Source organism: Streptomyces sp. 3330 (assembly GCF_031456635.1).
Lineage (GTDB): Bacteria > Actinomycetota > Actinomycetes > Streptomycetales > Streptomycetaceae > Streptomyces.
Window position 1 is genome coordinate 114,128 of record NZ_JAVDVA010000012.1, and the last position, 16,521, is coordinate 130,648.

A 16,521-nucleotide genomic window follows, 5' to 3' on the forward strand; every position below is an offset into this window, starting at 1 on the left:
TCGCGCGTTCATCTGTCGAACGAACAACGCCCCTGATCCGGACGGGTGTTGCGGCCGTACCAGTTCCGGCGTGAAGTCTTGACGGCGGCACGGCCCACCAGTTAACTCACGCCGTGATCTAAGTCATGAGTGGACCACGAGAGTAGAGGGACGTTCCATGCGAAGAACCGCCCTGCTCGCCTCCGCCGCCCTGCTGGCCGCACTGCTCCCGATGACCACCGCCGCCGGCGCGTCCGGCGCCGACGACCCCGCCCCCGTCCCGGTCGACCGCTTCGAGGGCGAGGTCCCCTTCGCGAGCCCGCCCGCCGAGGGCATCTTCACCTGGGGCGGCGACACCGACGACCCGCCCGCCCTCCGGCTGACGGACCGCACGGACGCCCCCGAGGGCGGCAAGGTCCTCACCGGCGCCTACGACATCAGCGGCTACGGCGGCTTCACCCACGACTTCGCGTTCGCGGAGCCCGCCCACGACTGGTCCGCCCACCGGGGCGTCCGGTTCTGGTGGGAGGGCCGCGACAACGGCAGGAAGATCGCTTTCGAGCTCAAGGACGGCGGCGCGAACGGAGAGGCGTCCGAGCTCTGGACGACCTCCTTCACCGACGACTGGACCGGCTGGAAACAGGTCGAGATCCCGTTCACCGACTTCACCTACCGTACGGACTACCAGCCCGTCGGCGGCATCGACCACGTCCTCGGCCTCACCGGGACCTGGGGGTACGCCCTCACCCTCCCCGTCGGCGTCAAGGGCGACTTCGCCATGGACGGCGTGGAGCTGTACGGCCGGGCGGACCAGTCGCTGCGCGCCGCCGTGACCACCGACGCGGCCGTCCACCCGGTCCGGGAGGGCGCGGCGGCCGCCGTCGAGCTCACCGTCGCCACCACCGGCGCCGCTCCCCTCGGCGATCCCGTCACCGTCGCCTACGAGACCGCCGCGACCGGCACCGCCGAGCCGGGCGAGGACTACACGCCGGTCACCGGCACCGTCACCTTCCCGGCGGGCACCCCCTCGGGCACCACCCGCACGGTCACGGTCCGCACGCTCAAGGACAGGCGGGCCGAGCCCGCCGAGACCGTCCCGCTCCGGCTGACCGTCACCGGCGCCAAGCCTCCGTCCGAGAACCCGCAGGTCGTCGTCGACGCGCACGGACTGCCGTACCTGGACCCGAAGGTGCCGGTGAAGAAGCGCGTCGCCGATCTCCTGTCACGGATGAGCCTCGCGGAGAAGGCCGGTCAGATGACCCAGGCCGAGCGGGGCGCGATCGGCACCGGCGCCGACATCGCCTCCTACGACCTCGGGTCGCTGCTCTCCGGCGGCGGCTCCACGCCGACGCCCAACACCGCCGCCGCCTGGGCGAAGATGATCGACGGCTACCAGCTACGGGCGCAGGCCACCCGGTTCCAGATCCCGCTGATCTACGGCGTGGACGCGGTGCACGGCCACAACAACCTCGCCGGCGCGACGGTCATGCCCCACAACATCGGCATCGGCGCCACCCGCGACCCCCGGCTGGCCGAGCAGACCGGAGCGGTGACCGCCTCCGAGGTCCGGGCCACCGGCGTCCCCTGGGACTTCGCCCCGTGCCTGTGCGTGACCCGCGACGAACGCTGGGGCCGCTCGTACGAGTCCTTCGGCGAGGACCCGGCGCTCGTGGAGTCCATGGAGACGGTCGTCCAGGGCCTGCAAGGCGCCCGCGACGGCCGGGACCTGAAGGACGGCGACAAGGTCCTCGCCACCGCCAAGCACTTCGTCGGCGACGGCGGCACCGCGTACGGCTCCTCCACCACCGGCGGCTACACCATCGACCAGGGCGTCACCAAGGTCACCCGGCAGCAGCTGGAGGCCGTCCACCTCGCTCCGTACCGGTCGGCAGTGGACCGGGGCGTCGGATCGGTGATGCCCTCGTACTCGTCGCTCGACATCCTCGGCGACGGCCGCGGCCCGGTGAAGATGCACGCCCGCGCCGACATGATCAACGGTGTGCTGAAGGGCCGGATGGGCTTCGACGGCTTCGTGATCAGCGACTGGAACGCCATCGACCAGCTCCCCGGCGACTACGCCGCCCGGGTGCGCGCCGCGGTGGACGCGGGCGTCGACATGATGATGGTGCCGTACTCGTACAAGGAGTTCACCGCGGCCCTGATCGACGAGGCCGGGGCCGGGCGGATCACCGAGCGGCGGATCGACGACGCCGTCGCGCGCATCCTCACCCAGAAGTTCGCGCTGGGACTCTTCGAGAAGCCGTACGCGGACACGAGCGGCGCGTCCCGGATCGGCTCCGCCGGGCACCGGGCCGTCGCCCGCCAGGCGGCCGCCGCGTCCCAGGTGCTGCTGAAGAACGCCGGCGGGGTCCTGCCGCTGAAGAAGAGCCAGAAGGTGTACGTCGCCGGCTCCGACGCCGACGACATCGGCAACCAGACCGGCGGCTGGACCCTCACGTGGCAGGGCGCCTCCGGCGACATCACGCCGGGCACGACGATCCTGGAGGGGATGCGGAAGGCCGGCGGCGACGTCACCTACTCCAAGGACGCCTCGGCGTCGACGGACGGGTACGACGTGGGGGTCGTGGTCGTGGGCGAGACCCCGTACGCCGAGGGCGTCGGCGACGTGGGCAACGGCCACGACCTGGAGTTGACGGCCGCCGACCGGGCGGCCGTGGACAAGGTGTGCGCCGCGATGCGGTGCGCGGTGCTGATCGTCTCCGGGCGGCCCCAGCTGATCGGCGACCGGCTCGCCGGCATCGACGCGCTGGTGGCCTCCTGGCTGCCGGGCACCGAGGGCGACGGCGTGGCCGACGTCCTGTACGGCAGGCGGCCCTTCACCGGACAGCTTCCGGTGACCTGGCCGAAGTCCGAGGCCCAGCTGCCGATCAACGTCGGTGACACGGCGTACGACCCGCAGTTCCCCTACGGCTGGGGTCTGACCACGCTCACCCGGGTGCCGGAGGGCGGCGCGGCGACCCTGAAGGGACTGGGGGCCGCGGCCGCGGTGGCCGAACGCACCGGCGCCGACGCGGTGGGACGCGCGCTGGTCCGCAAGGCCCGGCTCCTCGTGCAGCAGAAGGTGGGCCAGGCCATGACGGCGGCCGTCGCGAAGCCCTTCGCCGAAGCGGACCACCTGCTGCTGACCGGCCGGTACGGAAAGGCGGTGGAACGACTGACGGCGGCGTACCGCGCGGCGTCCTAGCCCCTCCGTTCCCGGTCGCTCCCGGTCGACCGAAAGGGCCGCTTTCGACGGCTTTCGGGTAGCTTCGAAGTATGCAGGTCGCTCTCCCGACCCGAAGCTCCGCCGGACCGCTGCTCGCACTGGCGCTCGCCGTCCTGACCGCTCTGGCGGTCCTGACGGCGGGCGCCCCGCGCGCCGCCGCGGTCACGAGCGTCTCGGCGATCGCCGCGTCCCTGCGCGAGAGCCCGGTCTACGTCGATCCGGCGGCGAGCGGCCAGCTCTCCGGGGCGGAGGCGCGCATCCTCCGGCAGGACATCGAGGGCGCCGACAAACCCCTGTTCATCGCCGTCCTGCCCGCCGACTACCCCACGGCGGACCTCTTCACGGACCTGCGCACCGCCACCGGCGTGACCGGCCTGTACGCCGTCCGCCTCGGTGACCGATTCGACGCCCGCGCCGACTCCTCGGTCATGTCCCGCACGGCCGTCCGCAATCTGGTCGCTGGCGTCCAGGGCGAGGACGACGCCAGGACCCAGCTGACCGACTTCACTGACCGCGCCCTGGCGAACATGGGCGGCTCGGCGCCGAAGAGCTGGAGCTCCTCGGGCGGCGGCGACGGGATCTCCTCCACCGCGCTGATCACGGCGGGCGTGGTGCTGGTGGCGGGCGGCGCGGGCGCCTACACCCTGGTGCGGCGCAACCGCCGGCGGCACGCGGCGGAGCAGCAGGCCGCCCTCGAGCGGCTGCGGGTCGTCGTGGACGAGGACATCACGGCCTTCGGCGAGGAGCTCGACCGGCTGGACTTCCACCCGTCGGAGCCCGGCGCCGACGATTCCATGCGGGCCGACTACGCACGCGCCCTGGACGCCTACGAGCAGGCGAAGTCGTTCATGGCGGCGGCGACGCGGCCCGAGGACGTCCGCGCCGTCACCCAGGCGCTGGAGGACGGCCGCTTCTCATTGGCCCGGCTGGCCGCCCGCCGCGCGGGAGAGCCGTTGCCCGAACGCCGCCCGCCCTGCTTCTTCGACCCCCGCCACGGTCCCTCGGTCACCGACGCCACCTGGACGCCGCCCGGCGGGGCCACCCGTGAGGTCCCGGTCTGCGCGGCGGACGCGACCCGGCTGGCCGACGGCCGAGACCCGGTGATCCGCGAGGTCGACAGCGACTACGGCCGCCGCCCGTACTGGGAGGCCGGCCCCGCCTACGGCCCCTGGGCGGGCGGCTATTTCGGCGGCGGCATCCTGCCCGGCCTCCTCGTCGGCACCATGCTCGGCGGCATCATGGCCGCCCCGTCCTACGCCTCCGACTACGGCAGCGGCTACGGCGATTTCGGCGGCGGCTACGAGGGCGGCGACGTCTCCGGCGCCGACTTCGACCCCGGCGACTTCGGCGGCTTCGGGGGAGGGGACTTCGGCGGGGGAGGGGACTTCGGCGGAGGCGGTGGAGGCGACTTCGGCGGCGGCTTCTGAGGCCGGTTTCCGGAGCGGCGCTCGGCCGGCCCCGGCCGTGCGGACCTGCGTCCGGCTCGCCACGGTCCCGGCCCGGGACGGCGCCGGGACCGTGGCGTACGTCGTACGACTGCCGCCGCTCAGCCCGTGGGGCCGTGCGGCGTCAGAGCGAGGCCGCCGCGGCGGCGATCGCCGAGGCGAAGGTGGAGACCTCGGAGTAGACGCCGGGGGCGTTGGCCCGGGCGCAGCCGATGCCCCAGCTCACGATGCCGACCTGGATCCAGGCGTTGGCGGAGTCCCGGCGGAACATCGGGCCGCCCGAGTCGCCCTGGCAGGTGTCGGTGCCGCCGGCCGCGTATCCGGCGCAGATCTCGTCACTGGCGACGAGGCCGCTGTAGCCGCTGTACGTCCGACAGGTCGCGTCACTCACGAACGGCACGGTGGCCTTGAGCAGGTAGCGCTGCTGGGCGCCGCCCTCGGTGGCCGAGCCCCAGCCGGCGATGGTGAAGGTGCCGGTGTTGTACTGCGTGGTGGTGGCGATCTTCAGGGTGGACTGGGTGGTGATGGGCGAGGCGAGCTTGATGAGCGCCCAGTCCTTGCCGTTGCCGTTGTAGCCGGGGGCCCGGTACACGTAGGTCGACTTGACCTGGACCCGGCCGGTGGTGGACTGCAGGTCCACGACGCCGGCGGTGGCGGTGATGCTGGTGTTGGCGCCGGTCCCGCTGACGCAGTGCGCGGCCGTGAGCACGATCTGCTGGGTGTAGAGCGCCCCGCCGCAGCCCATCGAGAGCCGGACCATGAACGGGAACTCGCCCTGCGCGGCACGGGTGCCGCCCACGACCGGGGAGGGGGCGGCCTGGGCGGACGAGAGGGGCTGAAGGCTGGCGATCGCGAGGGCGGCCGCGCCGACGGCCGCACATCTCTTGAGCGCGGTGAGGAGCTTCTTCAAGGTGCTGCCTTCCGTGGGGGGTTGGCTTGACGCGAGCATGTCAACACAAGGTGCGCACCGCAAAGAAAGGTCCATGCGCTGGCATGGTCAGGTCAAATCTGTTGCTGGATTATGAGAACGCCGCAAGCCCTCACACAAGGGGGCTGATTCAGTCACATCCGTCCACGGACGCCTCCGTCGGCCCACCGACGGCCCCACCCGTCCGCGGACCGCCTCACCCGTCCGCCGACGGCCCACTCGTCGGACCTGTGGCCACCGCCCCACCGACGGCCCCGCCCGTCCGACTGGCGGCCGCGCTCGCCGGGGCGCAGCCGGCCGCCAGTACGCCGTCTGCGGGTGTCAGTCCTGGACCGCCGCCTTCGCGAAGCCGAGCAGCCCCTCGAAGTCGAGCGCCCCCGGATCCCCGTGCGTGTTCTCGGGCACGTGCATGTGCCCGCACACCCCCTTGAAGGCGTTCCACCGGTCCCCGCTCATCCGCTGACCGCCCCCATTGCCGGCGGACTTCGGGTAGGCGGGCCAGAGCGCCGGTCCCCGCAGGGGGACATGGTGGTGGATGTGCATCCACGCCAGGTACTGGGCGACGGCGCGCAGGGCCCACTCCGGCGCCTTCGGCCAGTAGACGTGGGCCTGGCCGCGGGCCTTCCACTTGGCGTGCAGGTCGGGGTCGCAGGTGCCGACGAGCTCCGCCTGGCAGACGTTCAGCGTGTTCGTCTCGACGCCGCCGCGCTTGTTGACCAGCGCGCGCGAGGAGACGTCGATCTCGAAATGCTGGTACCACTTCAGCTTCCTGGCGGCGAAGTCGGGCACGGCCGTCAGGTTGGGCGCCGCGGAGCCGCCCTGGTAGTCGGGCAGGGAACGCCCTTCGGTGGTGTGCAGGACGACGACGTTGACCTCCATGCGGTCTCCGCCGAAGTCGTCCTGGTACCAGTGGTCTCGGTTGGCGCCGGGATAGTGCTGGGGTCCGGTCCTGGTGCTCATGTCTCGCGACTGTGACACGGAACACGGAAAGGGGCCGGGAGCTCTTCGCTTCCGACCCCTATTCGCCGTTTTCCACCGTATTCAGCCGAGGGCTTACGCGTTCTTGATCGCCGAGATGTCGAAGTTCAGCTTGATCTTGTCGGAGACCAGGACGCCGCCGGTCTCCAGCGCCGCGTTCCAGGTCAGGCCCCACGCCGAGCGCAGGATCTCGGCCTTGCCCTCGAAGCCGACGCGCTCGTTGCCGAACGGGTCCTTGGCCGCGCCGTTGAACTCCAGGTCGATGCTGAGCGGCTTGGTGACGCCGAGGATGGTCAGGTCGCCGGTGATCCGGTAGTCGTCGCCGCCGAGCGCCTCCGCCGAGGTGGAGCGGAAGGTCATCGTCGGGAACTCGTCGGTCTTGAAGAAGTCGGCGGTCTTCAGGTGGCCGTCGCGGTCGGCGGACCCGGTGTCGATGCTGTCCATCGTGACGTCGATGGTGGCGCTGGACTTCGACGGGTCGGTGCCGTCCAGGTGCAGCGAGCCGGTGAAGTCGTTGAACTTGCCCTTGACGTTCGTGACCATCGCGTGGCGCGCCACGAAGCCGAACGTCGAGTGGGCGGGGTCGATCGTGTAGTCGCCGGTGAGGGCGGCCGTCTCGGGGTTCGCCGTGGCGACGGCGGTGGCGGTCTCGTCGGTGGTCTTGCGGCCGAAGATGCCCATGACGTGCTCCTTGGGGACGGGAAGATCTATGATGTTTAATCTTCAACGAGGTCAACAGGAACGACCGTAGACCTATTCCGTTCAATGTTCAACATCTTCGGCCGATCGATGTCGGCCGATGTCGTGCGGGCGCGGTTCCCTCGGTGGCCAGGCGGACCCGAGCCGCCGTCCGGACGCTCTGTTTCACTCCGGCGAGGGCAAGTGCGGGCCCGGAATGTGAGGCGGGTCTCAACCTCGGGGTTTGTGCGACCCCTACAAGCCCCGGCCCCTCTGAGCAGTCGGAACGGCTGCATGGCGGCCCGGTTCTGTTCAGGGGTACCAGGAAAACGCGCCGGAGACTGTACGGAGTCGACGTCCCTCTTTCCTTGGTGGGCTTCGTAAGGTCACTACATGACCGTTTTGGAAGAGACGACGGGCGAGCAGACCGCAGAGCCTTCGGAGCCCACGGATGCGCGCGGCCGCGTGGCCGAGCTGCACGAGATCCGTGCCCAGGCGCTGGCCGGCCCGAGCGAGAAGGCGACCCAGGCGCAGCACGCCAAGGGCAAGCTGACCGCCCGGGAGCGGATCGAGCTGCTCCTCGACCCGGGGTCCTTCCAGGAGGTCGAGCAGCTGCGCCGGCACCGGGCGACCGGGTTCGGCCTGGAGGCCAAGAAGCCGTTCACCGACGGTGTGATCACCGGCTGGGGCACGGTGGAGGGCCGCACGGTCTTCGTCTACGCCCACGACTTCCGCATCTTCGGCGGCGCGCTGGGCGAGGCCCACGCCACCAAGATCCACAAGATCATGGACATGGCCATCGCGGCCGGCGCCCCGCTGGTCTCGCTCAACGACGGCGCCGGCGCCCGTATCCAGGAGGGCGTCTCCGCCCTCGCCGGCTACGGCGGCATCTTCCAGCGCAACACCCGGGCGAGCGGGGTGATCCCGCAGATCTCGGTCATGCTGGGCCCCTGCGCGGGCGGCGCGGCCTACAGCCCCGCCCTCACCGACTTCGTCTTCATGGTCCGCGAGACCTCGCAGATGTTCATCACCGGGCCGGACGTGGTCAAGGCCGTCACCGGCGAGGAGATCAGCCAGAACGGCCTCGGCGGCGCTGACGTGCACGCCGAGACCTCCGGCGTCTGCCATTTCGCGTACGACGACGAGGAGACCTGCATCGCGGAGGTGCGCTACCTCCTCTCGCTGCTCCCGCAGAACAACCGCGAGAACCCCCCGCGCCACGAGTGCACCGACCCGGCCGACCGCCGCGGCGACGTCCTGCTCGACCTGGTCCCGGCGGACGGCAACCGTCCGTACGACATGACCAAGGTCATCGAGGAGATCGTCGACGACGGCGAGTACGTGGAGATCCACGAGCGCTGGGCCCGCAACATCATCTGCGCGCTGGCCCGGCTCGACGGCCAGGTCGTCGGCATCGTGGCCAACCAGCCGCAGGCCCTCGCCGGTGTCCTGGACATCGAGGCGTCGGAAAAAGCTGCACGCTTTGTCCAGATGTGTGACGCTTTCAATATCCCGATCGTCACGTTCCTGGACGTTCCCGGATTCCTCCCGGGCGTCGACCAGGAGCACGGCGGGATCATCCGGCACGGAGCGAAGCTGCTCTACGCCTACTGCAACGCCACCGTGCCGCGGATCTCCCTGATCCTGCGCAAGGCCTACGGAGGTGCCTACATCGTCATGGACAGCCAGTCCATCGGCGCCGACCTCACCTACGCCTGGCCGACGAACGAGATCGCCGTGATGGGCGCCGAAGGTGCCGCCAACGTCATCTTCCGGCGCCAGATCGCCGAGGCCGAGGACCCCGAGGCCATGCGGGCCCGCATGGTCAAGGAGTACAAGTCCGAGCTGATGCACCCGTACTATGCGGCGGAACGCGGCCTGGTCGACGACGTCATCGACCCCGCCGAGACCCGCGAGGTCCTCATCAAGTCGCTGGCCATGCTCCAGTCGAAGCACGCGGACCTGCCCTCGCGCAAGCACGGCAACCCCCCGCAGTAACCCGGCAGATCCGACGGGTAACCCACCGGATCCCCTGCGGAAACCTCATCCACGGAGACTTGCACCCATGAACGCACCCGACATCCGCGTCGAGAAGGGCCACGCCGAGCCCGAGGAAGTCGCCGCCATCGCGGCGGTCCTCCTGGCCCGTGCGGCCGCCCAGCCGTCCCCCGTCGAGACCCACCGAGGCCGCCCCAAGGCCGGCTGGCGCCGCCTGGAGCGCGAGGGCGGCTTCCGCGCCCCGCACAGCTGGCACTGACCCGTAGACGCGAGGAAGGGCCCCTCTCCCACCGGAGAGGGGCCCTTCCTCGTTGCCGTGCCGCCCTCGTGCCGCCGTTCCGTCACCGGGCCACCGCCCGGCCACCCCGTGCACGCCGTTCCCGGGCCGGCCCGGCGGTCCCCGGGAACGGCGAAGGCCCCCTCCGGCGGAGGGGGCCTTTCGGCCGGCTGCGGCAGGTGCTACCGGAGGCGGGCCATCAACGCGTGCTCCACGAGCGTGATCAGCGCGCTCTTGGCGTCCGCGCGGTGGCGGGCGTCCGTCGTGATGATGGGGGTGTCGGGACCGATCTGCAGGGCCTCGCGGACCTCGTCCGGCTGGTAGGGCTGCGAGCCGTCGAAGCCGTTGAGGGCGACGACGAACGGCAGTCCGCTGTTCTCGAAGTAGTCGACCGCCGGGAAGCAGTCGGCGAGACGGCGGGTGTCCACCAGCACGATCGCGCCGATGGCGCCGCGCACCAGGTCGTCCCACATGAACCAGAACCGGTCCTGGCCCGGCGTACCGAACAGGTACAGGATCAGGTCCTGGTCCAGGGTGATACGGCCGAAGTCCATGGCGACCGTGGTGGTCGTCTTGTCCCCGGTGTGGGTGAGGTCGTCGATCCCCGCCGACGCGGACGTCATGACGGCCTCGGTGCGCAGCGGGTTGATCTCCGAGACAGCCCCGACGAACGTGGTCTTGCCCACGCCGAAGCCGCCCGCCACCACGATCTTCGCGGAAGTGGTGGAGCGGGACGGACCCCCGCTAGAGCTTGCGAAGTCCACTGAGCACCCTTTCGAGCAGTGTCACGTCTGGCTGGCCGCCGGCGCTCTCGTCGCCGCCGGGCTGATGGATGGCGACCAGTCCCGCCTCCGCCAAGTCGGCGACGAGGATCCTGGCCACGCCGAGAGGGATGGTCAGCAGCGCCGAGATCTCGGCGACCGACTTGATCTCTCGGCAGAGGTTGCAGATCCGCTGATGCTCGGGCAGCTGGCCCTGCATCTGGTGCGGCTGCGCAGTGGTGTGCACCAGCGCCTCGATGGCGAGCTGGTAACGCGGGCGGGTCCGGCCGCCTGTCATGGCGTACGGACGCACCAGCGGGTTGTTCGACGCCCCCGCGGGCGCCGGCTCCGGGGTGCGGCGATGCGGCTGTACGGGCTGGATGCGCGGGGCCGACGGCTGGTCGTACGGTGACGGCCCGGGACCCTGCGGGCCCTGCGGGGTGTACGGCCGCTGCTGGCTGGGCGCGGAGGGGAAGTTGTAACGGTTCGGGTTCTGGGAACCGTCGCCCTGGCCCTGGGCAGGGCCGTACGACCAGTTGCCCGAATTCGATCCGCCTGGGGGTGTTGCCACTCTCTCTCCTCCTCCGATGTGCCTGGCACCCATCACGTGGAAGCCGCGTCCCGAAACCCTACGGCCTCGGGACGCCAAATCGCACCGTTCGTTTGTTAGTTGAGAAGGCTCCCTTGGAGCTCCGCACGAAGGTCAGGGGTCAGGACGGAACCCGCGCGGTCCACCAGAAGGGCCATCTCGTACCCAATGAGGCCGATGTCCGCCTCGGGATGCGCGAGAACCGCGAGGGAGGAACCGTCGGAGATGGACATGAGGAAGAGGAATCCCCGCTCCATCTCCACAACCGTCTGGTTCACGCTGCCTCCCTCGAAGATCCGGGAGGCGCCTGCCGTCAGGGACGTCAGACCGGAGGCGACGGCCGCGAGCTGGTCGGCCCGGTCGCGGGGGAAGCCTTCGGACATCGCCAGAAGGAGTCCGTCGGCGGAGACCACCACGGTGTGGGACACCCCCGGGGTGTTGTCCACGAAGTTGGTGATCACCCAGTTCAGGTTCTGTGCCGCCTGGCTCATCGGGCTCACACTAACGCTCCTGGTTGTAGGTGCTGTCAGGACCGAGGCCCTGGCCGTTCGTTTCACTGCTTCCTGCGTTGCGTCCGCGCTGGACGCCCCGACGCAGGTTGCTCAACCTGCCTCGGACGTCCTCCGGGGCGCGGGAGACCTGCGGGCCTCCCTGGGGGGTGCTCTCGGCGGCGCCCTCGATCAGATTGGCCTTGGGCACCCGCCGCGGCAGGCCGGAGGAGGTGACCCCGCCCGCCTTGGGCTTCTTCAGAGCGGAGGCCTGCTGCCAGCGCTCGTCGTTGGCCGAGCGCCAGATGTCGCCGCCGCCGTTGCTCTCCGCGGGGGAGGAGGCCGGCTCCTGCTTCGCGGGCCGGGAGCCGTTCGCACCGCTCGCGGCGGAGCCTCGGCGGGGGAGACCGGCGTCGGTCAGCGCGTGGGAGGCGGAGGAGGACGGTCCCGGACGTTCGAAGCCTACGCGGTTCTGCTCACCCGCGTCAGCGGCCTGCGCGGATTCCGCTTCCGGAGCGTACTGGTCCGGGTAGCCGTTCTGGTATCCGTTGGTGTGGCCGTTCTGCTGGGGCCAGTCGTCCTGGTAGGACTGCTGCTCCTGGTACGGCTGGAAGCCCTCGGACGCGGCGGCGGGGGCCGCCGGCCGCTCCTCCTGGCCGGACTCCGCATACGCGGGGTCGGGGTAGCCGCCGTTCGACGCGAATCCGTCGTTCTGCGGGAGGCCGCCGTTGCCGGAGAAGGACTCGCCCTGCGGCATGCCGCCGTTCGGCGCGAAGTACTGGTCGTCGTACGCCGGACGCTGCTGCTCCTCGTACGGCGTCTGCTGGTCGAACCCCGCCTGCTGGTCGGCGTACCCGTTCGCACCGTTGTCGTAGCCGGCCCCGGCGCCCTGCTGAGCGGGGTCGTAGCCGTTCTGCCCGGCGTCGTACGACTGCTGCTGACGGGACGCGTCGAAGCCCTCGGCGCCCTGCTGCCCGGTCGGCTGGCCCGGCTGGTTCTCCAGGGCCGCACGGCGCTCCTCGCGCATCAGCGAGCGGCCCACCGGGTCCAGGTCGCGGATGTCGTCGGGAACCTCGTACTGGCTGTCGTCGAAGCCGAGCTCCGCGGCGGTGCGCATCGGCAGACCGTTGTTGAAGTCCTCGCCGGCGCCGCCGTAGTTCTGCTCCGGGATGATCTGCGAGACCGTGAACTCGTCGCGCGGCTGCTGCTCGCCACCGCCACCGTGGGTGATGGCGTCGGGCAGCATGACCAGCGAGGTGGTGCCGGCCTGCTCGCCCGAGGGGCGCAGCTGGACGCGGATGCCGTGCCGGTCGGACAGCCGGCCGACCACGAACAGGCCCATGCGCTGCGAGATCGCGGCGTCCACGGTCGGCGGGTTGGCCAGCTTGTGGTTGATATCCGCGAAGTCCTCGGCGGTGAGGCCGATGCCCTTGTCGTGGATCTCGATCATGACGCGGCCGTCGGGGAGACGGGTGGCGGTCACCCGGACCTTGGTCTGCGGCGAGGAGAACGTCGTGGCGTTCTCCAGGAGCTCGGCGAGCAGGTGCACGAGGTCGGTCACGGCACGGCCGTGGATCTCGGCCTCGGGTACGCCGGACAGCTCGATGCGCTCGTACTGCTCCACCTCGGAGGAAGCGGCGCGCAGCACGTCGACCAGCGGGACCGGCTGGTCCCAGCGGCGGCCGGGCTCCTCGCCGGCGAGGACCAGGAGGTTCTCGCCGTTGCGGCGCATACGGGTGGCGAGGTGGTCCAGGCGGAAGAGGTTCTCCAGCTGGTCCGGGTCGGCCTCGTTGTTCTCCAGGTCGGTGATCAGGGTCAGCTGGCCCTCGATCAGGGACTGGTTGCGGCGCGACAGGTTGGTGAAGATCGCGTTGATGTTGCCCCGGAGCAGAGCCTGCTCGGCGGCGAGCCGGACGGCCTCGCGGTGGACCTGGTCGAAGGCGCGGGCGACTTCGCCGATCTCGTCCCTGGTGTTGATGGGGATCGGCTGGACGCGGGTGTCCACCCGGCCCGGGTCGGTGCGCGAGAGCTGGTCGACCAGCATCGGCAGGCGCTGCTCGGCGATGCCGAAGGCGGCGTTGCGCAGCTGGCGCATGGCCTGGCTCATCTGGCGGGCCATGAGACTGGCGACGATGAACGCGGCGAGCAGGGCGATGATGACGATGGCGCCGTTGACGATGGCGTCGCGCTGGGCGTCGGACGCGATCTCACCGGCGTCGGTGACCGCGCGGTCGATGAGCTCGCTCTCGACCTGGCTGTAGCCCTCGAACTTCAGCGTCGCGGCGGTCATCCACGCGTCGGCGGTGATGCCCTGCTCGGCGAGCTGGGACGGGGAGCGCCCGCTGCTGATCGCCTGGATCATCTTGTCCATGGTCGGCGGCGCGGTGAAGTCCTCACCCGCGGCGTCGGCCTTGTCCTTGGCCTCGGCGACCTGCTTGGCGCCCTCCTCGGCCTTCTCCTTCATGACCTCGGTGAGCCGCGCGGCGTCCTCGGTGGTGCCACCGGAGACGTACTCCTGCTGGGCGATGCCCTCGAGGTAGGCGTACGAGGTGAAGGCGGTGAGCTGCTGCCGGTAGACCGTCTCGTCGGGGCTGGGCCGGACCAGCAGGTGCATGCCGATGGCGCGCTGGAGGGACTCGGCGCCCTTGGCCAGGGCGACCGCGTAGACGGTGCGGCCGTAGGCGGTGATGTTGCCGGTGCCGAGGCCGAGTTCGTTGGAGAACTCCATCAGCAGGTGCTCGACCGCGACGTAGCCCTCTTCGGTCTTCACCGGGTCCAGGGCCTTGGTGTAGGCGGCCGCGCGGATCTTCGCCAGCGTCGGCTCGGCCTCCTCGACCAGCTTCAGACGACGCTTGAGGCCTTCCTTGTCCGGCATCCCGACGACCTCGTCGTGGAAGGCGGTGGCCTTGGCGTCGGTGGTGGCGCGGGCCGCCTTGACGTTCGAGTCGTCCTTCTTGGACTGGAGCAGCGGCTGCGCGCTGATGTCCCGCTCGTTGAGCAGGGCCTCGGCGTACTCGCCGGCGGCGGCCACGATCTTCGCCGTCTTCTCGGCGTCGCGGGCCTCCTGCCAGGTGTCGATCGAGTTCTTCACCTGGAAGCCGCCCATGACCAGGCCGACCACCACGGGTATGAGCAGGATCGCGTTCAGCCGGGTGGGCACCCGCCAGTTCCGGGGGGAGAGACGGCCGCCGCTCTTCGCGGGTGCGGACGCCGGCTCCGAACCGGGCACGGGGGCGGGCGCCGCTCCGCGCGGCGGCGGGGTGAAGTTGCCCCGGGCCGCCGGCTCGGGACTTTGCTTGCTTCGCCTCACTCGACCAACAACCTCTCGGCGGTCGGCACCTTCGTCGTGCCGCAGTGTCTCAGAGCCCGGTCAGCCATCGACCATGAGTACGTCATTGACTATTGGGCAGTTCAGGCATTCCAGCACGACGACCAACGCTCTTCCAAACATGGGAAAGCGCTGGTTCGATGTGATGTAAGCCCCAGATAAAACGGTCAAACAGAACGAGCCCCGCCAAAAGGCGGGGCTTTTGTGCGCACAGCGACACCGAGCGACCGCGACGCGTGGCGGTGCCTGTGGATTCCACTGCCGAAACGTTATGAACGCCGGAGCCGACCGTGTCAAAGGCCACAGTCGGCTCCAGAGCGTCTACGACAACTGCCGTACGGCATGGGGTGTTTGAAAGTTACCGCAGTCGTGCCATGAGCGCGTGCTCAACCAGCGTGATCAGCGCACTCTTGGCGTCCGAGCGGTGGCGGGCGTCCGTCGTGATGATCGGGGTGTCCGGCCCGATCTGGAGCGCCTCGCGCACCTCCTCCGGCTGGTAGGGCTGCGAGCCGTCGAAGCCGTTGAGGGCGACGACGAACGGCAGGCCGCTGTTCTCGAAGTAGTCGACCGCCGGGAAGCAGTCGGCGAGACGGCGGGTGTCCACCAGCACGATCGCGCCGATGGCGCCGCGCACCAGGTCGTCCCACATGAACCAGAACCGGTCCTGGCCCGGCGTACCGAACAGGTACAGGATCAGGTCCTGGTCGAGCGTGATACGGCCGAAGTCCATGGCCACCGTGGTGGTGGTCTTGTCCCCGGTGTGGGTGAGGTCGTCGATGCCCGCGCTCGCGGACGTCATGACGGCCTCCGTGCGCAGCGGGTTGATCTCGGAGACGGCGCCCACGAACGTGGTCTTCCCCACGCCGAAGCCACCCGCCACCACGATCTTCGCGGAGGTGGTGGCCCGCCCTCCGTCAGAGCTTGCGAAGTCCACTGAGCACCCTTTCGAGCAGCGTCACGTCCGGAGCGCCGCCGTTGTTCTCGTCGCCGCCCGGCTGGTGGATGGCCACCAGTCCGGCCTCGGCGAGGTCCGCGACCAGGATCCGCGCCACTCCCAGCGGCATGGCCAGGAGAGCCGAGACCTCCGCGACCGACTTCACCTCACGGCACAGATGGCAGATGCGCTGGTGCTCCGGGAGCAGCCCCATGAGCGCTGCCGGGTCGGCCGTGGTGCTGATCAGCGCCTCGATGGCGAGCTGATAGCGCGGCCGCGTCCGACCGCCGGTCATCGCGTACGGACGCACCAGCGGCTGGTCGCCCTCATCCCCGTACGGCTCCGCGTACGGATCATGATGGGCGGTGGGCGGGGTCATGGATCCTCCGGGCGGGACAGCATTCGCGGTCAGTCGTGCCGTCCGTCGAGGCCGGTGGGGGGATTGTGTCGGCCGGACGGTGATTTCGTGAGGTGGGTAGTGCTGGGGCGGGTCAGTGGAGCAGACTGCCCTGGAGTTCGGCGCGCAGGTCGGGCGTGAGGACCGCGCCCGCGCGGTCGACAAGCAGCGTCATCTCGTAGCCGACGAGGCCGATGTCGCACTCGGGGTGTGCGAGAACGGCGAGCGACGAGCCGTCCGAGACGGACATGAGGAAGAGGAACCCTCGTTCCATCTCGACGACGGTCTGCGCGACGCTGCCGCCTTCGAAGATCCGGGAGGCGCCGGCCGTCAGCGAGGTCAGCCCCGACGCGACGGCGGCCAACTGGTCGGCCCGGTCGCGCGGGAAGCCCTCGGACATCGCGAGCAGGAGCCCGTCGGCGGACACGACAACGGTGTGGGACACCCCAGGGGTGTTGTCCACGAAGTTGGTGATCAACCAGTTCAGGTTCTGTGCCGCCTGGCTCATCTGACTC

General features: G+C 70.5%; 14 protein-coding genes. 4 read left to right on the top strand and 10 right to left on the bottom strand.

From position 1 onward, the window contains the following. Positions 1–157 precede the first annotated feature (157 nt). On the top strand, positions 158–3,184 hold the full coding sequence (locus J2X68_RS21195) for a glycoside hydrolase family 3 N-terminal domain-containing protein (RefSeq protein WP_310434113.1): 3,027 nt from the start codon (positions 158–160) through the stop codon (positions 3,182–3,184). A gap of 71 nt (positions 3,185–3,255) precedes the next feature. Beyond that, positions 3,256–4,632 carry a hypothetical protein gene (locus J2X68_RS21200; protein ID WP_310434114.1) on the top strand — a complete coding sequence of 459 codons (1,377 nt, stop codon included), beginning with the start codon at positions 3,256–3,258 and terminating at the stop codon, positions 4,630–4,632. Positions 4,633–4,774: 142 nt separating this feature from the next. Here J2X68_RS21200 and J2X68_RS21205 read toward each other — a convergent pair whose 3' ends face one another. The 3 genes from J2X68_RS21205 to J2X68_RS21215 all read right to left on the bottom strand — a co-directional run bounded on the left by J2X68_RS21205 (position 4,775) and on the right by J2X68_RS21215 (position 7,237). Further along, on the bottom strand, positions 4,775–5,560 hold the full coding sequence (locus tag J2X68_RS21205) for a serine protease (protein ID WP_310434115.1): 786 nt from the start codon (positions 5,558–5,560) through the stop codon (positions 4,775–4,777). Between the two features lie 339 nt (positions 5,561–5,899). Further along, the gene (locus tag J2X68_RS21210; RefSeq protein ID WP_310434116.1) at positions 5,900–6,538 is read right to left on the bottom strand and encodes a hypothetical protein; all 639 of its coding nucleotides are present in this window, start codon (positions 6,536–6,538) and stop codon (positions 5,900–5,902) included. Between the two features lie 93 nt (positions 6,539–6,631). Beyond that, positions 6,632–7,237: a YceI family protein gene (locus tag J2X68_RS21215; protein ID WP_310434117.1), complete on the bottom strand. Its 606-nt coding sequence runs from the start codon at positions 7,235–7,237 to the stop codon at positions 6,632–6,634. A gap of 390 nt (positions 7,238–7,627) precedes the next feature. Between J2X68_RS21215 and J2X68_RS21220 the strand changes: the two genes are divergently transcribed. Together J2X68_RS21220 and J2X68_RS21225 are read left to right on the top strand one after the other, a co-directional pair. Then, on the top strand, positions 7,628–9,232 hold the full coding sequence (locus tag J2X68_RS21220) for an acyl-CoA carboxylase subunit beta (protein ID WP_310434118.1): 1,605 nt from the start codon (positions 7,628–7,630) through the stop codon (positions 9,230–9,232). Positions 9,233–9,299: 67 nt separating this feature from the next. Continuing rightward, the gene (locus J2X68_RS21225) at positions 9,300–9,491 is read left to right on the top strand and encodes an acyl-CoA carboxylase epsilon subunit (RefSeq protein WP_310434119.1); all 192 of its coding nucleotides are present in this window, start codon (positions 9,300–9,302) and stop codon (positions 9,489–9,491) included. Positions 9,492–9,691: 200 nt separating this feature from the next. Here J2X68_RS21225 and J2X68_RS21230 read toward each other — a convergent pair whose 3' ends face one another. The 7 genes from J2X68_RS21230 to J2X68_RS21260 form a co-directional block, all read right to left on the bottom strand. Then, positions 9,692–10,273 (bottom strand): ATP/GTP-binding protein, encoded by a 582-nt coding sequence (locus J2X68_RS21230; protein ID WP_054239772.1) that lies wholly within the window; start codon positions 10,271–10,273, stop codon positions 9,692–9,694. Then, positions 10,254–10,841 carry a DUF742 domain-containing protein gene (locus tag J2X68_RS21235; RefSeq protein ID WP_028807404.1) on the bottom strand — a complete coding sequence of 196 codons (588 nt, stop codon included), beginning with the start codon at positions 10,839–10,841 and terminating at the stop codon, positions 10,254–10,256. Before J2X68_RS21235 ends, J2X68_RS21230 begins: the two co-directional genes overlap by 20 nt. Positions 10,842–10,936: 95 nt before the next feature. Beyond that, positions 10,937–11,350: a roadblock/LC7 domain-containing protein gene (locus J2X68_RS21240; RefSeq protein ID WP_037737006.1), complete on the bottom strand. Its 414-nt coding sequence runs from the start codon at positions 11,348–11,350 to the stop codon at positions 10,937–10,939. A gap of 10 nt (positions 11,351–11,360) precedes the next feature. After that, on the bottom strand, positions 11,361–14,657 hold the full coding sequence (locus J2X68_RS21245) for a nitrate- and nitrite sensing domain-containing protein (RefSeq protein WP_310434120.1): 3,297 nt from the start codon (positions 14,655–14,657) through the stop codon (positions 11,361–11,363). A gap of 376 nt (positions 14,658–15,033) precedes the next feature. Then, positions 15,034–15,609, bottom strand: coding sequence for an ATP/GTP-binding protein (locus tag J2X68_RS21250; RefSeq protein WP_054239771.1), 576 nt, complete (start codon positions 15,607–15,609; stop codon positions 15,034–15,036). Further along, complete coding sequence (locus tag J2X68_RS21255) at positions 15,590–15,988, bottom strand: DUF742 domain-containing protein (protein ID WP_009190816.1); 399 nt, start codon at positions 15,986–15,988, stop codon at positions 15,590–15,592. The genes J2X68_RS21250 and J2X68_RS21255 overlap by 20 nt, the downstream gene beginning before the upstream one ends. A gap of 112 nt (positions 15,989–16,100) precedes the next feature. Beyond that, entirely contained in the window at positions 16,101–16,514 is a 414-nt protein-coding gene (locus J2X68_RS21260) for a roadblock/LC7 domain-containing protein (protein WP_020128762.1), read from the bottom strand. Positions 16,515–16,521: the final 7 nt, after the last annotated feature.

Bases quoted from the DNA above. Each gene is read 5' to 3' on its own strand.
- J2X68_RS21195 (WP_310434113.1), top strand. From the start codon at position 158: ATGCGAAGAACCGCCCTGCTCGCCTCCGCCGCCCTGCTGGCCGCACTG.
- J2X68_RS21200 (WP_310434114.1), top strand. From the start codon at position 3,256: ATGCAGGTCGCTCTCCCGACCCGAAGCTCCGCCGGACCGCTGCTCGCA.
- J2X68_RS21210 (WP_310434116.1), bottom strand. From the start codon at position 6,538: ATGAGCACCAGGACCGGACCCCAGCACTATCCCGGCGCCAACCGAGAC.
- J2X68_RS21215 (WP_310434117.1), bottom strand. From the start codon at position 7,237: ATGGGCATCTTCGGCCGCAAGACCACCGACGAGACCGCCACCGCCGTC.
- J2X68_RS21220 (WP_310434118.1), top strand. From the start codon at position 7,628: ATGACCGTTTTGGAAGAGACGACGGGCGAGCAGACCGCAGAGCCTTCG.
- J2X68_RS21225 (WP_310434119.1), top strand. From the start codon at position 9,300: ATGAACGCACCCGACATCCGCGTCGAGAAGGGCCACGCCGAGCCCGAG.
- J2X68_RS21240 (WP_037737006.1), bottom strand. From the start codon at position 11,350: ATGAGCCAGGCGGCACAGAACCTGAACTGGGTGATCACCAACTTCGTG.
- J2X68_RS21255 (WP_009190816.1), bottom strand. From the start codon at position 15,988: ATGACCCCGCCCACCGCCCATCATGATCCGTACGCGGAGCCGTACGGG.
- J2X68_RS21260 (WP_020128762.1), bottom strand. From the start codon at position 16,514: ATGAGCCAGGCGGCACAGAACCTGAACTGGTTGATCACCAACTTCGTG.